This window comes from Streptomyces sp. L500 (assembly GCF_054551825.1).
This window is the reverse complement of sequence record NZ_JBTOLC010000047.1, coordinates 28176-43178: the sequence shown is the minus strand read 5'-3', so window position 1 is coordinate 43178 and position 15003 is coordinate 28176. Positions and strand designations below refer to the sequence as shown.

The following is a 15003-nucleotide window of genomic DNA, read 5'->3' as shown; positions in this document are numbered from 1 at the left end:
CCGACCGGGCCTTCGTCGTTTCACCCCTCCGGGGCGGGGAAGCGCAGGCGGAAGCACGCGCCGCCCCCGGGGGCCTGTTCGGCGGAGAGCTCGGCGCCATGGGCGCGGGCGATCTGGCGGGCCATGGCGAGCCCGAGGCCGGAGCCGGGCAGGGCGCGGGCCTGCCGGGAGCGGTAGAAGCGGTCGAAGACGTGCGGCAGGTCCTCGGCGGAGATCCCGGGCCCGTGATCGCGGACGGTGAGGTCGAGCGTTCCGCCGGCGCGCGCGAGACGGACCTCGACCACGGCACCGGGCGGGCTGAACTTGGCCGCGTTGTCGAGCAGGTTGGACAGCAGCCGGGCCAGCCGGGCCGGTACGCCCGGGACCGTCGCCTCGGCGAGGTCCGTCGTGAAGACCGCGCCCGGCCAGTGGCCGCGCGCTACGGCCGCGCAGCGCTCGGCGAGGAGGTCGAGGCGGACCTGTTCGACGAGCGGGCGCGGCTCCTCGTCGCGGGCGAGCTCGATGAGGTCGTTGACCATGCCGGTCACCTCGCGCATCTGGCGGCCCAGGGCCTCGGCGGCCCGTTCCCGCTGGGCGGGCGAGAGCCGCTCGGCGCGGGCGAGGAGCTCGGCGTTGGTGCGCAGCGCGGTGAGCGGGGTGCGCAGTTCGTGGGAGGCGTCGGCCACGAGGCGGCGCTGGGCGGCGACGGCCTCCTCCAGTTCGCCGAGCATGGTGTTGAAGCTGGCGGCGAGGCGGGTGATCTCGTCCTCGCGGCGGGCCTGATGCGGGGGAAGTTCGATGCGGTGGGCCGGGTCGCGGGTGGCGGCGATGCGTTCGGCGGTGGCGGTGAGCCGGGTCACGGGCCGCAGCGAGGTCCGTGAGACCACATAGCCGAGCGCGGCGGCGAGCAGCACCCCGGCGCCGCCGACCCAGCCGAGGTACCAGCCGGCCTGGCGTACGCCCTGGTCGACGGCGTCGGAGCGGGCGGCCACCTGCAGGGCGTGGCCTTCGCGGCCCGGCAGGGGCGTGGTCAGCATCCGCATGGGCCGGCCGTCGTGGGTGATGTCGCTGTAGTACGCGCCGAGGGTGCCGGCGGCGACGCGGCGGGTGGCCCCGGTGACGGGCAGCGCGAGGCCCCGCTGGCCTGGGGCGGCGGGGTCGGCGCGGACGATCTGGGCGCAGGCGGGGGCGGCGCGCCAGGCGCACTGGTCGTACAGGACGCCGCTGTCGGCGCCGCCGCGGCTCTGCTGGGAGATCAGGCCGGCCTGCTGCTTGAGCTGGAGGTCGAGCTGGCGGACGAGTTCGTAGCGGATGACGACGTAGGCCGCGCCCAGGACGCCGAGCGCGACGAGCGCGACGGCGGCGGAGGTGACGAGGGCGAGGCGGGCGCGCAGGGTGCGGCCGCGGAGCGGGGTGATCATCGCTCTGCCAGCCGGTAGCCGATGCCGTGCACGGTGTGGACGAGGCGGGAGGCGCCGCCGGCCTCCAGCTTGCGGCGCAGGTAGCCGATGTAGACGGCGAGGGAGTTGGACTCCGGACCGAAGTCGGCGCCCCACACCCGCTCCTGGATCACCTCGCGCGGCAGTACCTGCCCGGGGTGGCGCAGGAACACTTCCAGCAGCGCGAATTCGGTGCGGGTGAACTCCAGGGCGGTCCCGGCGCGTTCGCCGGTGCGGGTGAGGGGGTCGACGGTGAGGTCGGCGAAGGCCAGCTCCGGCGGGGCGTCGGCGGTGCCGGGGGCCGGGGTGGCCCGGCGCAGCAGGGCCCGGAGGCGGGCCAGGAGCTCGTCGAGGGCGAAGGGTTTGACGAGGTAGTCGTCGGCCCCGGCGTCCAGGCCGGCGACGCGGTCGGAGACGGCGTCGCGGGCGGTCAGGACGAGGACGGGGGTGCGGTCGCCGAGCTCGCGGAGGCGGCGGCAGACGGCGAGGCCGTCGAGGACGGGCATGGCGAGGTCGAGCACGATGGCCCCCGGCGGGGTGGCGGCGACGGCGGAGAGCGCGGCGAGGCCGTCGGCGGCGACGCGGACCGCGTAGCCCTCGACGGCCAGGCCGTCGGCCACGGCGGCCCGGACGTCGGGGTCGTCGTCGACGACGAGGACGGACGTCGGCTCGGACACGGCGCGCCTCCGGCGGGGTGCGTACGGGATCTTGTGCGGTCCCCCACGATGGCACGCGCTGTCTGAGAGGGCTCTTAGGGGCGGGGGCGGGCCCGCGCTGACGCGCGTCGTCCTCAAACGCCGGACGGGCTGAATTCAGCCCGTCCGGCGTTTGAGGACCGGGGGCCCGGGGGCGGAGCCCCCGTCAGGACCACTTCGTGCCGGTCAGCCGCTCGTACGCCTCCACGTACTTCTCGCGCGTCCGCTCCACCACGTTCTCCGGGAGCGGGGGCGGGGGGAGTTCGCCCGTGCGGTCCCAGCCGGAGGCCGGGGAGGAGAGCCAGTCGCGGACGTACTGCTTGTCGAAGGAGGGCTGGGGGCGGCCCGGGGACCAGGTCTCGGTGGGCCAGAAGCGGGAGGAGTCCGGGGTGAGGACCTCGTCGGCGATGACGAGCGCGCCCTGGTCGTCGAAGCCGAACTCGAACTTCGTGTCGGCCAGGATGATGCCCCGGTCACGGGCGATGTCGCGCGCGCGGCTGTAGACGGCGAGCGTCGCCTGGCGCAGGACGGCCGCGGTCTCGGCGCCGACCTGGCGGGCGACCTCCTCGTAGGAGACGTTCTCGTCGTGCTCGCCGACCGCCGCCTTGGTGGCGGGGGTGAAGATCGGGGAGGGCAGCTCGGAGCCGTCGTCCAGGCCCTCGGGGAGGGCGAGGCCGCAGACGGTGCGGCTCTCGCGGTACTCGGCGAGGCCGGAGCCGGTGAGGTAGCCGCGGGCCACGCACTCGACGGGGAGCATGTCCAGGGAGCGGCAGATCAGGGTGCGGCCGGCCCAGTCGGCGGGGGCGCCGGCCGGGAGGTCCGTGGAGAGGACGTGGTGGGGCACCAGGTCGGCCAGGCGGTCGAACCACCACAGGGAGAGCCGGGTGAGGATGCGGCCCTTGTCGGGGATCTCGGTGGGCAGCACCCAGTCGTAGGCGGACATGCGGTCGCTGGCGACCATCACCAGACGGCCCGCCTCGTCGCGGTACAGGTCGCGGACCTTGCCCGTGTGGAGGTGCGTCAGCCCCGGCACCTCGACGGGCTTGGGCTTCTCGACGAATCCGGACACGCGGCCTCCTGTTGGTTTGTCCAAACACCTCGATTCTGCCGTACGCCACTGACGGACGGCCGGGAGGGGTCAGCCTCGTTTGCAGATGCGGTCCAGGAGATTGGCCGTGGCCCGCTGGATCCGGGGGTCCGTGTGGCCGGGGCGGTCGAGGGCGGGCGACCAGGCGAAGGTGCCGGAGGCGAAGACGATGGCGCCGCTGGGGGCCCGGTAGACCGAGGTCTCCTGGTGGCGCTTGGCGCCCTCGCCGTCCAGGTAGGGCGAGTGGGCGAGGAGGATGCGGCGGGTGTGCTCGGGCAGGGCCGTACGGGGGAAGTAGCGGTCGGCCTCGCCGGCGACGAGGCCGGGCAGCTCGTCGCCCTCGCCGGCGCCGGTGGCCTCCCAGAGCCAGTGGCCGGCGTTGCGCACGACCATCGGGGCGGGCTCGGGGACGCGGCCCGCGTACTGGATGCCCAGCAGTTGCTGTTCGGGGGACGCCATGTCGCGCCAGAGGGCGGAGCGGCCGGGGCCGCGGCGTTTTCGGCAGGTGAGCAGCTGGTGGGGGCCGGCGGGCGAGGGGGCGAGCTCGACCTGCCAGTACATGGTGTTGGCGGAGAGGAAGACCAGCGACGTGCCGCAGTCGCGGGCGTTCTCGACGGTGCGGCGCATCTCGGCCGACCAGTACTCGTCGTGGCCGGGGAAGACGACGCCCCGGTAGCGTGCCGGATCGATTCGTCCCGCGTGGAGATCGCGGGTCTCGGCGTAGGCGAGGTCGTAGCCGTAGCGCTCGGCCCAGCGGATGAAGTCGTAGGCGTGGCCCACGTGCAGCGGGAGGCCGGCCCCCGCGAAGGGGCGGTCGAAGGAGACCGTGGTGGCGGCGGCGTCCTCGCCGAGGAGCCGGCCCTCCTCGTCCCAGGCGTGGTAGAGGCTGGCGCCGGTGCGGCCGTCCTCGGGGTAGAGGTTGTAGGCCTGCCAGGTGACGTCCGGGAGGACCAGCAGGAGATCCGAGGGATTGCCGTCGCGAACGGTGAAGGGGATGTGGCTGCGGTAGCCGTCGGCGGTGGTGAGCACGGCGACGTACGCGCCGGTGCTCCAGAAGGACGGGATCTGCAGCCGCCAGGAGAGCCACCAGTGGTGGCAGGAGACCGTGCGGTCGACGGTGAGCGGCGGGGGCTGGACGATGCCCGACAGCCGGGGACTGGTGGTGATCTTGGCGGCGCCGACGCCCCCGTAGTGGCCGATGCGGTAGACGTCGACGGCGAACTGCTGCGGCGGGTCCACGGTGATCCGCAGGTCGATGGCCTCGCCGGGGGCGACGGCGCTGGCGGTGGCGAAGCCCTTGATCTGGCAGTGGACGTCGTCGGCCGCGCGGGGGCCGGGCCTGCGGGGCGGCGGCACCCGGGAGCCGGCCGGGGCCGTCACCGGGTCGACGTACCAGGGGATGATCTTCCCGGTGCCGTCGAAGTAGAACTCGCCGCCGCGCAGCCAGGGCAGCGGGCCCTGCCCGAAGGGGTCCGAGACGGCGTGCGCGAGTGCCCCGGACTCCCAGCGGCGGATCTGGTCCATCCCCATGTGCGCTCCCTCCCCTGGGCCTCCGGATACCTTTTCGGATTCCCGGCGGACTCCCAGCAGATCACATGACGCATCCGGACCGTCACCGTTCGTCGGGAAATTCCCCGGAAGTGATGGCTCGGCCTCTACGCAGCGTTACGTCATCACGGAGGGTCACCCGCCCGCCGGGCGCCCTCACATCAGTCTGACGGGCTTCTCCATCCGGACCCCGACCTCGCCGAGCCAGGCCCGCAGCGGCTCGGCGTCGCCGTCCTCCAGCAGGGTCAGGACCGTGCGGGACAGACCGGCGCGGCGGGTGCCGCCGACGAGCAGGGCGGGGCCGTCCAGCCAGTCCAGGCCGGGGACGGCCCCGGCGGTGTCCACGGCGGCGCAGCACACCATGGCGGTCACGTGGTCGGCGAGCAGCTCGCGGCCGCTGCGCGGCGGCTGGAGGGGGAACAGCGGGGCGAGGCCGCCGGCCCAGGAGCCGGAGACCGTGCCGAAGGCGCCGCGCCGGGCGGCGGCCTCCTCGCGGGCGGCGTCCCGCTCCACCTCGGCGCTCAGCCGCAGCTCCAGCTCCTCGCCGATCCCGCTGCCGCCCGGGCCGCCGAGCCGGTCCAGGACGCGGGCGACCGTGGGCGCGCCGGGCGGCACGTCCGGCCGGGGCCGGACGGCCGGCTCCGGGGCGCCCCGGCCGCCGCAGGCGGCGATGTCGTCGAGGACGCGGTGCAGGCGGGCGGCCTCCAGGCGCCAGGTGCGGTCGACGACCTCCTCCGGGTACTGGCTCCAGGCGACGGGCCGCCAGGTGGGGCCGGGCTCGGCCGGGCCGCCGTGGAAGAGCCGGGCGGCCAGCAGGGAGGCGGCCTCGTCGATCAGGCCGGGCTCCTCCAGGAGGTCGCAGGCGGGCCGCTCGCCCAGCCGGGAGGCGAAGCCCTCGGCCAGCCGGTCGCGGCGGGAGAGCTCGGTGAGCGCGGAGACCACGCCCGCGTCCAGCCGGGAGGGCCAGCGGCCCATCCGCCAGGCGGGCAGGGCGACGCGGTTGAGCAGCCGGTCCCAGCCGGCGTAGGCGAGGCCGACCTGCTCCTGGGCGACGATGCGCAGGCCGTAGTCGACCGCCTGGGCGCGCTCGGAGGCGGCGGCGGCCACCCCGCGCTCCATCTCGGCCGCGTGCTCGCGGCAGGACCGCAGCAGCAACCGGGCCACCCAGCCGACGAACGCGAGGTGCGGCCGGCCCGCCGATACGGCGACGGCGGCGTCCAGCCCCCGGACGAAGCGGCGGGCGGCGGCTATGTCGGGGTGGGCGGCGGGGCCCGTGCCCGCGACGACCGGCGCCAGCAGGGCGCGCAGCTCGGCGACCCGCATCCACCACAGGAACGGCGAGCCGATCACCAGGACCGGCGCTGCCACGGTCCGCGCCCGGACGAGGGCGAATCCGCGTGGAGGGCCGTGCGCCGGGTGCGTACGGTCCTCCAGCCAGCTGTCGCAGTCGGGCGTGAGGGCTATCGCGGAGGGCACCGGGACGCCCAGCCGGTCGGCGAGGTCGCGCACCAGGCGGTAGAGGTCCGGGGCCGTCTCCTCGGGGATCGGGACCGTGGGGCTCAGGGCCGGACGGGCCCGGGCCACCACGGTGGCCACCAGAGCGGCCAGCGCCAGCGCCAGCACGGCGGCGGCGGTGACGGCCGGAAGGGCGGCCGCCGGCGCGGAGCCGTCGGCGATGTGCCCCGTCGCCGAGCCGACCGCCAGCACCACGGCGACCGCCGCCGGCAACAGGGCCACGGCCAGCGCCGCGCCGCGTACCCGCAGCACGGCAAGGGCTCTGGTGCGCGCGGTCGACGCGCCTGCTTCGGGACCTGCCACGGGACCGATCACCCCCAGTTGCCGGTAGTGCTCTGCCGAGGTGCGTTGCTTACCTCCCCCACTGTGGCACCGGCCTCTGACATCGCAATGCCGGTGGGCCGGTCGGGCCGCCGAGTCAGCCACCCGGCAGCCGGCCTGCGCCGCACCCTAGTTGGGGGTGGGGCGTGCGTCAGCCGCTTGGACAAGCGCTCACCCGATGGAATGGCGTCGGGCGGTGGCGGCACGGGCGGACGCGTCGCTTCTGCCCGTTTTCTCCACCCGCCCTCGCCGCCGGTCCGTCACCGGCCCGGCGCCGTTCCCCGCCGGTCGTCGGGCCGTCGTCAGGCCGACGCGGCCTTCTCCGCGATGTCCGTGCGGTGGTGGGAGCCGTCCAGCCGGATGCGGGAGACGGCCTCGTAGGCGCGGGTCCGCGCGTCGGCCAGGTCCTCGCCCGTGGCCGTGACCGACAGCACCCGGCCGCCCGCGCTCACCACGCGGCCAGCCTCGTCCCGCCGGCTGCCCGCGTGGAGGACGTACGCCTTGTCGACCTCGGCGGCCTCCGCCAGTCCCTCGATCGGGTCACCCGTGCGCGGGGTGCCGGGGTAGTTGTGCGAGGCGATGACGACGGTCACGGCCGCGTCCTCGCTCCAGTTCAGCGGCGGCCGGGCGGCCAGGTCGCCGGTGGCCGCGCTCAGCAGGACGCCGGCCAGCGGCGTCTTCAGCCGGGCCAGGACGACCTGGGTCTCCGGGTCGCCGAAGCGCGCGTTGAACTCGATGACCCGCACCCCGCGCGAGGTGATCGCCAGCCCCGCGTAGAGCAGCCCGGAGAACGGCGTGCCCCGGCGGCGCAGCTCGTCCACGGTGGGCTGGAGCACGCTCTCCATGACCTCGTCGACCAGCTCGGGGCCGGCCCACGGCAGCGGGGAGTAGGCGCCCATGCCGCCGGTGTTCGGGCCCTCGTCGCCGTCCAGGGCCCGCTTGAAGTCCTGGGCGGGCGTCAGCGGCAGCACCGTCTCGCCGTCGGTGATCGCGAAGAGGGAGACCTCGGGGCCGTCCAGGTACTCCTCGATCACCACGCGGTCGCAGGCCAGCGCGTGCTCACGGGCGGCGGCCAGGTCGGAGGTGACGACGACCCCCTTGCCGGCGGCCAGGCCGTCGTCCTTGACCACGTACGGGGGGCCGAAGGCGTCCAGCGCCTCGTCGATCTCCTCCGGGGTGGTGCAGACGTAGGCGCGGGCGGTGGGCACGTTCGCCGAGGCCATGACGTCCTTGGCGAAGGCCTTGGAGCCCTCCAGCCGCGCTGCCTCGGCCGAGGGGCCGAAGACCGGGAAGCCGCGCTCGCGCAGGACGTCCGCGACGCCCGCGACCAGCGGCGCCTCCGGGCCGACGACCACGAGGTCGGCGCTCAGCGACGCGGCGAGCTCCGCGACGGCAGCGCCGTCCAGCGCGTCCACGGGGTGCGTCTCGGCGACCTCGGCGATCCCGGCGTTGCCGGGGGCGCAGTGCAGCGCGGTGACGTCGGGGTCGAGGGACAGGGAGCGGCACAGGGCGTGTTCGCGGGCGCCGCCGCCGATGACGAGGACCTTCACCCCCTCACCCTATTGCCTCGATTGTGGATCACTACGACTCGGGGTGGGCACGGCACTCGTAGGAACCTCTCGCGGGAGCCTGCGGCAGGAACCTTCCGTCGACACGTTTCGCCGCCCGTTCGGCGTCCACGCCTCGACCGGCGTGCACTCTTTCGGGTGAGTACCCCCGGCCTCCTATACCTGATGCCGGCCCACTTACGGACGGAAAAGGCCTGATCTTGCGCCCAACGCCAACCGTTCGGCGGTAGGAAGGAGGCTGCACATCACTGTGATCACGGCACACGGCGGAGAGGGAGTGCAGGGTGAGCCAGCCTGAGATGCAGCCCGAGGGGCTCCCGAGGGAGCAGGGGAACCCCCCAGCAGGGCAGCACCGGGGCGACCTGCGCGGCCGGACGTTCCCGCTCGGGGACTGGGGGGAACCCGCCGAGCGACTGGACGAGCTCTACAGATGGGTCGAGGGCGGCGCGCTGAACCTCGCCGACTGGTACCTCACCGACCGGGCGTGGAAACGCCGCTGGGCGCGCGGGCTGCGCCTGGCGGCGGCCTGCTGCGCGGTGGTGGGCGCGGCCCTGCCGCTGCTGGAGCTCACCAAGGTGCTGCGCACGGGTTCCGCGTGGGCGTTCCTGGCGCTGCTGGGCGCGGTGGCCTGTGTGGCCTGCGACCGGTACTTCGGGTTGACGTCCGGGTGGATGCGGGGCGTGGCCACGGCCCAGGCGGTGCAGCGGCGGCTGGAGGTGCTCCAGTTCGACTGGGCGTCGGAGTGCGTGCGGGAGGTGCTCGGGCCCACGGAGGGGACGGCGAGTGAGGCGGCCGAGCGCTGTCTGACCGTGCTGCGGAGGTTCTCCGAGGACGTCTCGGAGCTCGTCCGGGCCGAGACGGCGGACTGGATGGTGGAGTTCCGGGCGGGGCCGGCGCCGTTGCTGACGCAGTCGTTGGTGGCGTGGGGTCCTCGGACGGATTCCGGGCCTGTGGGGCGTTTCCCTATGCCACCGCATACGCGGCCCAATATGCCTCGGCAGCGGCCGCCCGAGTCGCCTCGGTAGCGGGTGCCGGCCCGGTGGGGGCGGGGTGGGGGTGATGCCCCGGTCCCGCCCTTTCACCGTTTCCCGGGGCTTCGCCCCGGACCCCGCTCCTCAAACGCCAGAGGGGCTGGAATTAGCTGAAGACGATCATCGAGCCCTGCCCCAGGCTTCGCGTCGCCGCCGCGTGGAGCCCCAGCCATACGTGGCGTTCCCGGGCGAACGGGCTGTCGTCGTGGGGGCCCGGGGCCGCGCGTTCCTCAAGGGTCGTGGGGTGGTCGGGCGCCGCCGGTGGGGCCGGTGGGTTGTCCGGGTCGATGCCCAGGACCGGTGCCACGGAGTGGAGTTCGCGCAGCAGGCCGTGGCTGGAACCCAGCGGCCCGCCGCCTTCGAGGAGTTCGTCGTTGGACAGCGGATGCGGGAAGTCCACCGGCACGTACGCACCCGCGTGGTCGTAGTGCCAGACCAGGTGCGACTGCTGCGCCGTGGCCTCGAACATCTCCAGCAACTGTTCGTAGTCACCGCCGAGTTCATCCACCGGGGTCACGGCGAGGCCACAGAGGTTCAGCAGATGGGCGCGGCGCAGGAAGTGCAGGGCGTCGTAGTCGAAGCCCGCGACGGGCGCCACGTCCCCGGAGAGTCCCGGCATATAGCCGAAGACGGGCACCGGGGGCAGCCCCGCCTCGCCGAGTGCCTTGTCGTAGGCGGCGATCTCGTCGGCGAAGGGGTTGTCGGGGCTGTGGCAGAGCACGTCGACTAGGGGCACCAGCCACAGGTCACAGGCCACGTGAGCTCACTCTCGTCATCGCCTTCCCGTCCGATGGTCGGGTGGTCGGGCCAGAGTAGTGCCGCTCAGCCGGTTGTCATACCGGGCGGACAGATGGAGACGCGCCGAATCCGCCCGGCTTCCGGCCGACTCGCGGTCGGCTCGCGGCCTGCTCGGGCCCCTGGGTCAACGGTCGACGCGCACGTCCCACACCCACGTGTCGCCGGTCCGCCGGGGCTCGTCGCCCGTCAGCCGGGTGACCGCCGTCCGCAGCGCGGCGGTGAACCGCTGGTCCGCGAGGACGAGCGCGTCGGCGTGCCAGAAGTCGAGGTCCTGGCGGAACTCCCGGCGCTGTTGCTCGCCTATGGCGGGCACCTCGCCGGTCTCGTGGACCTTGCGCAGCAGTTCGGAGGTCGGGCGCGGCGGGGCGCCGGCGAAGCCGTCCCGCTTGGGTCCCCAAGGGCCGTTGAAGTAGCCGCCGGGGAAGGGGAAGCCGAGGCCGGTGTCGATCTGCCAGCCGAGGGCCGCGGTCTCCGTGGGGCTGGGCACCGGTACGGGCACCAGGGCGTGGCCGGGGCGGACGTACTCCCGCCAGGTGCCGTCCGCGAAGAACGCGGGCGTCGGGGCGCGTTCGACGGTGCGGAAGGGGGTGGGCAGCAGCGGGAGGAGGGCGGCGGCGAGGGCGGCGACGCCGATGACGCGGCGGGAGCTCTCGCGTTCGCTGCGCACCCGCCGGACGGCGAGCCGGTCGCAGGCGAGGGCGAGGAGGATGCCGACGGCGGGGACGCAGACCATCGCCATCCGGGACTCGATGACGGATTCGTAGAGGGGTGCCTCCGCCAGGAGCCGCCACGGGCCGGGCAGCGTCTTGTCCGTGCCCGGCAGCGGGATGTTCTGGCCGAGGGAGAGGACGGCGGCGGCCAGCGCGGTGAAGCCGAGGGCGCGGACGGCCGGCCGGTCCCTCATGTGCACGACGAGGGCCACGGTGAGGGCGACGAGCGGCCAGCCGAAGAAGGCGTTCTCCTCGGTGGGGTTGAGGGAGAGCGAGGCGGCGATCGGCTGGTCCCCGGCCAGCGAGCGGGTGGCGAACTCCAGGAACGCCATGGGGTGGTTGCCGGTCTGGCCGTGGAGCACGCTGCGGTAGCTCTGCGGGCCGTAGAACTGCCAGGCCACGGGGCCGAGCACCAGCGGTACGGAGACGAGGGCGGCGATGCCGAGGCCGGTCAGCAGGGGCCGGGCGACGGCCGCGGCCACGTGCGGGGAGGCGGCCGCGTAGCCGAGGGTGAAGAGGAGGAGGCCGGTGACGGCCAGCAGCAGGGCCTCCTCGCCGAGGAAGACCTGGTAGGCGAGGAAGAGGCCGAGGACGACGCCGTCGCGCTTGGTCCGCCTGCCCTCGCACAGCCGCAGCAGCCGTTCGATGATCAGCGGGAACATGAACAGCACCGCGAAGTTGGGGTGGGCGTTGCCGTGCGAGATCATCGGCGGCGCGAAGGCGCAGAAGCCGCCGCCCAGCGCGGCGGCCCAGCGGGAGCGGGTGAAGCGTCTCGCCAGCAGCCGGTACCAGGCCCAGGCCGTCGCCGCGAGCCCGCCGGTGAGCACGACGGCCCAGGTGAACTGGGGGCCGAGCAGCAGGGTGAGCGGTGTGAGGGGGATGGACAGGCCCAGCATGGCGGTGTTCGCCATGAGGTTGACGCCGAGCGGGAAGTTCTGGAAGTCGCTGGAGAGCGGATTGCGCAGGTGCACGACGTTGTCGGCGGTGGCGGCGAAGAACCATTCCCACTGCTGCTGGTCGTGGTTGGAGTCGATCAGGTAGTGGCCGGCCGGGTCGCTCCACAGCCCGCCGTAGAGGAAGACGCCGATGAGGAGGAAGAGCGCGGGTATCGCGAACCGTGCCGGGCTCGCCGTCCGGCGGTAGGTGTGCCAGCGGACGCGCACGAGGTCGGCCAGGACGCGGGGGTAGGCGAGGGGGCGGACCTTCGAGCCGGGCTGGTGGGCCCAGCGCACGGGCACCTCGGCGACCTCCCAGCCCTGCTGCTGGAAGAACCGCAGTATCTCGACGTCGAAGGCCCAGCCGTCCAGCCGGGAGCCGGCGAAGGCGGTGCGGGCCTTGTCGCCGTCGAAGAGCTTGAAGCCGCACTGGGTGTCGCGGATGCCGGGGACGGCGGCGGCGCGGATCAGCCCGCCGCCGAGCCGGCCCATGACCTCGCGCAGCGCGTGCTGCCGGACGGCTATCCGGGAGCCGGGCAGGGCGCGGGAGCCGACGGCGGCGGGGACGCCCTCGTCCATCCGGCGCTCCAGGAGCGCCAGTTCCTCGATGGGCGTGGCCAGGTCGGCGTCGGTGATCAGGACGCGGTGGCCGCGCGAGGCGAGGACGCCGGTGCGTACGGCGTGGCCCTTGCCCCGGTTGGCGGGGGTGCGCAGCAGACGGATGCGGGGTTCCTCGTCGGCGGCGGCCTCGACGAGGGCCGCCGTGCCGTCGGTCGATCCGTCGTCGACGACGATCAACTCCCACGCGGCCGGGCCGTCCTGGAGGTGGGCGCGGATCGCCTTGAGCGTGGGCGCGAGCCGGTCCTCCTCGTTGTACGCCGGGACGATCACCGACAGCCCGATGGCGCCGCGGTCCTCCTCGTCGGCCGTGGTGGACGCGACCGGCGTCATCTTCATTTCGAATCACATTCCGTTTGTCGACGACTGTTGGCGGATCTTGACTCTATGCGTACTGCATCGATCAGTCATCGAACGGAATTACCGGATCCAAGGGATTCAACGGATCCATCGGACATACCGGTCTTATGACGCTTACGTCAGGGCGTCGATCAGTTCCAGCGTGTGCCGGTTGTAGGCGACGACGATCCGCTGGGCGCGTTCGACGTCGCGGCAGGCTATGGCTTCCGCGAGCTCGGAGTGGCGGTGCCACAGCCGGCCCCGGAGGTCGCCGAGGCGGCGCAGCAGGGGGACGGTGAAGATCCAGCTCTGCACCCGGAGCCGGTCCAGGAAGTCGGATATATAGGGGTTCGCCACGAGTCCGGCCATCTCCCGCCAGAAGCGGAGGTCGTAGCCGATGAGGATGTCGAGGTCGCCCGCGAGGGCCGCCCGCGCGGCCTCGTCGGCCCGTCGGCGCACGGAGGCCAGCGCCTCCGGGCTGGCCGCGGCCAGCGCCCGCTCGGCGGAGCGCCGGAACATGCCCTCGACGACGAGCGTGCGGGCCTCGATCATGTCGCGGAAGTCGGCGTGCGAGAACTCGCGCACCCGGTAGCCCTTGTGGAGCTCGACGTCGAGCAGCCCCTGCGAGCAGAGGTCGAGCAGCGCCTCGCGCACGGGCGTGGCCGAGACCCCGTACTGCTCGGCGATCTCCTTGACGGTGAACTGCCGCCCTGACGGGAGCCGCCCCGCGATGACCTCGTCGCGCAGGGCTTCGGCGATCTGTGAGCGCAGCGTCGTGCGCTTGACAGCCTCGCTGCCTGGCATTGGTCCTTCGTCTCCCTTTCCGTGGCCGCACGCCTGGCATGCGAACGGCCCTCGCAACCATAGGCGAGGGCCGACGTCGGGCGGTATGACCGGGCGCACGGGACGGTGAACGGTACCTGATGCTGTGCGCGCGCTGTGGGAGTGGGTACCGGCGGTACGGGCCCGCCGGGGGCCGCCGGGGCTCAGGCCGCGTAGCGGTCGGCGACCGTGAGGGCGTGGTCCAGGGCGGCCAGGCCCGCCTTGGCCTCCGCCTCCGTGATCGTGCACGGCGGCACCACGTGCACGCGGTTCATGTTCACGAACGGCCAGACGCCCGCCTCCTTGATCGCCGCCGTGACGGCCGCCATCGGCGCGTTCGCCCCGCCCGTCGCCGCGTACGGCACCAGCGGCTCGCGGGTGCGGCGGTCGCGGACGAGCTCGACGGCCCAGAAGACGCCGAGGCCCCGGACGTCGCCGATGGACGGGTGGCGCCCGGCGAGCTCGCGCAGGCCGGGGCCGAGGACGTCCTCGCCGATGCGCGCCGCGTTCTCGACGATCCCCTCCTCGGCCATCGCGTTGATCGTCGCCACGGCGGAGGCGCAGGCCAGCGGGTGGCCGGAGTAGGTGAGCCCGCCCGGGTAGGGCCGCTCCTCGAACGTGGCGGCGATCTCCGCCGAGATGGCGACGCCTCCGAGCGGGACGTAGCCGGAGTTGACGCCCTTGGCGAAGGTCAGCAGATCGGGGACGACCCCGAAGTGGTCGGCGGCGAACCAGCGGCCCGTCCGCCCGAAGCCGGCCATGACCTCGTCGAGGATCAGGACGATGCCGTACCGGTCGCACAGCGCCCGGACGCCCGGGAGGTAGCCGGGCGGCGGGACCATGATCCCGGCGGTGCCGGGCACGGTCTCCAGGATGACCGCGGCGATCGTGGCCGGGCCCTCGAAGACGATGGTGTCCTCCAGGTGCCGCAGCGCGCGCTCGCACTCCTGCTCCTCGGTCTCCGCGTGGAACGGCGAGCGGTAGCGGAACGGGCCCCAGAAGCGCACGACGCCGGCCGAGGCCGTGTCGGAGGGCCAACGGCGCGGGTCGCCGGTCAGGTTGATCGCGGCGGCCGTGGCGCCGTGGTACGAGCGGTAGGCGCTGAGCACCTTGGGGCGGCCGGTGTGCAGCCGGGCCATCCGGACGGCGTTCTCGACCGCCTCCGCGCCGCCGTTGGTGAAGAAGATCTTGTCGAGGTCTCCGGGGGTCCGCCCGGCGATCAGCCGCGCGGCCTCGGACCGCACGTCCACGGCGAAGCCCGGCGCGATCGTGCACAGCCGGGCCGCCTGCTCCTGGATCGCGGCGACGACCTTGGGGTGCTGGTGGCCGATGTTGGTGTTGACGAGCTGGGAGGAGAAGTCGAGGTGGCGGTTGCCGTCGTGGTCCCAGAAGTACGAGCCCTCGGCGCCCGCGACGACGAACGGGTCGATGAGGCCCTGCGCGGACCAGGAGTGGAAGACGTGGGCGCGGTCGGCGGCCTTGACCGCCGCGGCGTCGGTGGGAACAGGCTGTGTGCTCAACTGCGTGACCTCTGATCGGTTGCTCGACCGGCGCTGTCGGGCCGAGCCTAGGGAGCCGGGCCGGGCCCCGGTACCGGC

At 74.0% G+C, this 15003-nt stretch carries 11 protein-coding genes; 1 reads left to right on the top strand and 10 read right to left on the bottom strand.

Features of this window, described 5'->3' with window-relative positions:
- Positions 1–20: 20 nt before the first annotated feature.
- From ACX9I7_RS28155 to purD, 6 genes are all read right to left on the bottom strand, one after another.
- A complete protein-coding gene (locus ACX9I7_RS28155; protein WP_459388900.1) occupies positions 21–1400 on the bottom strand; it encodes a sensor histidine kinase in 1380 nt (459 codons plus the stop codon).
- The gene (locus tag ACX9I7_RS28150) at positions 1397–2095 is read right to left on the bottom strand and encodes a response regulator transcription factor (RefSeq protein WP_387577755.1); all 699 of its coding nucleotides are present in this window, start codon (positions 2093–2095) and stop codon (positions 1397–1399) included. Before ACX9I7_RS28150 ends, ACX9I7_RS28155 begins: the two co-directional genes overlap by 4 nt.
- 184 nt (positions 2096–2279) lie before the next feature.
- On the bottom strand, positions 2280–3182 hold the full coding sequence (locus tag ACX9I7_RS28145) for a phosphoribosylaminoimidazolesuccinocarboxamide synthase (RefSeq protein WP_387577757.1): 903 nt from the start codon (positions 3180–3182) through the stop codon (positions 2280–2282).
- Between the two features lie 69 nt (positions 3183–3251).
- Positions 3252–4730 carry a N,N-dimethylformamidase beta subunit family domain-containing protein gene (locus ACX9I7_RS28140; protein ID WP_387577759.1) on the bottom strand — a complete coding sequence of 493 codons (1479 nt, stop codon included), beginning with the start codon at positions 4728–4730 and terminating at the stop codon, positions 3252–3254.
- Positions 4731–4904: 174 nt separating this feature from the next.
- Positions 4905–6575, bottom strand: a complete 1671-nt coding sequence (locus ACX9I7_RS28135) for a hypothetical protein (protein WP_459388902.1) — start codon at positions 6573–6575, stop codon at positions 4905–4907.
- Positions 6576–6886: 311 nt separating this feature from the next.
- On the bottom strand, positions 6887–8134 hold the full coding sequence (purD, locus tag ACX9I7_RS28130) for a phosphoribosylamine--glycine ligase (RefSeq protein ID WP_387577761.1): 1248 nt from the start codon (positions 8132–8134) through the stop codon (positions 6887–6889).
- Positions 8135–8451: 317 nt separating this feature from the next.
- On the opposite strand from purD, the gene ACX9I7_RS28125 reads away from it, so the two are divergent.
- On the top strand, positions 8452–9177 hold the full coding sequence (locus tag ACX9I7_RS28125) for an SLATT domain-containing protein (protein ID WP_189455853.1): 726 nt from the start codon (positions 8452–8454) through the stop codon (positions 9175–9177).
- 112 nt (positions 9178–9289) lie between these two features.
- Here the strand turns inward: ACX9I7_RS28125 and ACX9I7_RS28120 are convergent, their stop codons facing one another.
- From ACX9I7_RS28120 to ACX9I7_RS28105, 4 genes are all read right to left on the bottom strand, one after another.
- Positions 9290–9940, bottom strand: a complete 651-nt coding sequence (locus tag ACX9I7_RS28120; protein WP_189455770.1) for a hypothetical protein — start codon at positions 9938–9940, stop codon at positions 9290–9292.
- 165 nt (positions 9941–10105) lie between these two features.
- The gene (locus ACX9I7_RS28115; RefSeq protein WP_459388899.1) at positions 10106–12583 is read right to left on the bottom strand and encodes a dolichyl-phosphate beta-glucosyltransferase; all 2478 of its coding nucleotides are present in this window, start codon (positions 12581–12583) and stop codon (positions 10106–10108) included.
- A gap of 135 nt (positions 12584–12718) precedes the next feature.
- Complete coding sequence (locus ACX9I7_RS28110; RefSeq protein ID WP_387577765.1) at positions 12719–13387, bottom strand: GntR family transcriptional regulator; 669 nt, start codon at positions 13385–13387, stop codon at positions 12719–12721.
- A gap of 182 nt (positions 13388–13569) precedes the next feature.
- Positions 13570–14925 (bottom strand): aspartate aminotransferase family protein, encoded by a 1356-nt coding sequence (locus ACX9I7_RS28105; protein WP_387577767.1) that lies wholly within the window; start codon positions 14923–14925, stop codon positions 13570–13572.
- Between the last annotated feature and the right edge of the window lie 78 nt (positions 14926–15003).

Excerpts from the sequence above, each read along its gene's own strand:
- ACX9I7_RS28155 (WP_459388900.1), bottom strand. The coding sequence starts at position 1,400 with ATGATCACCCCGCTCCGCGGCCGCACCCTGCGCGCCCGCCTCGCCCTC.
- ACX9I7_RS28140 (WP_387577759.1), bottom strand. The coding sequence starts at position 4,730 with ATGGGGATGGACCAGATCCGCCGCTGGGAGTCCGGGGCACTCGCGCAC.
- ACX9I7_RS28125 (WP_189455853.1), top strand. The coding sequence starts at position 8,452 with ATGCAGCCCGAGGGGCTCCCGAGGGAGCAGGGGAACCCCCCAGCAGGG.
- ACX9I7_RS28115 (WP_459388899.1), bottom strand. The coding sequence starts at position 12,583 with ATGAAGATGACGCCGGTCGCGTCCACCACGGCCGACGAGGAGGACCGC.
- ACX9I7_RS28110 (WP_387577765.1), bottom strand. The coding sequence starts at position 13,387 with ATGCCAGGCAGCGAGGCTGTCAAGCGCACGACGCTGCGCTCACAGATC.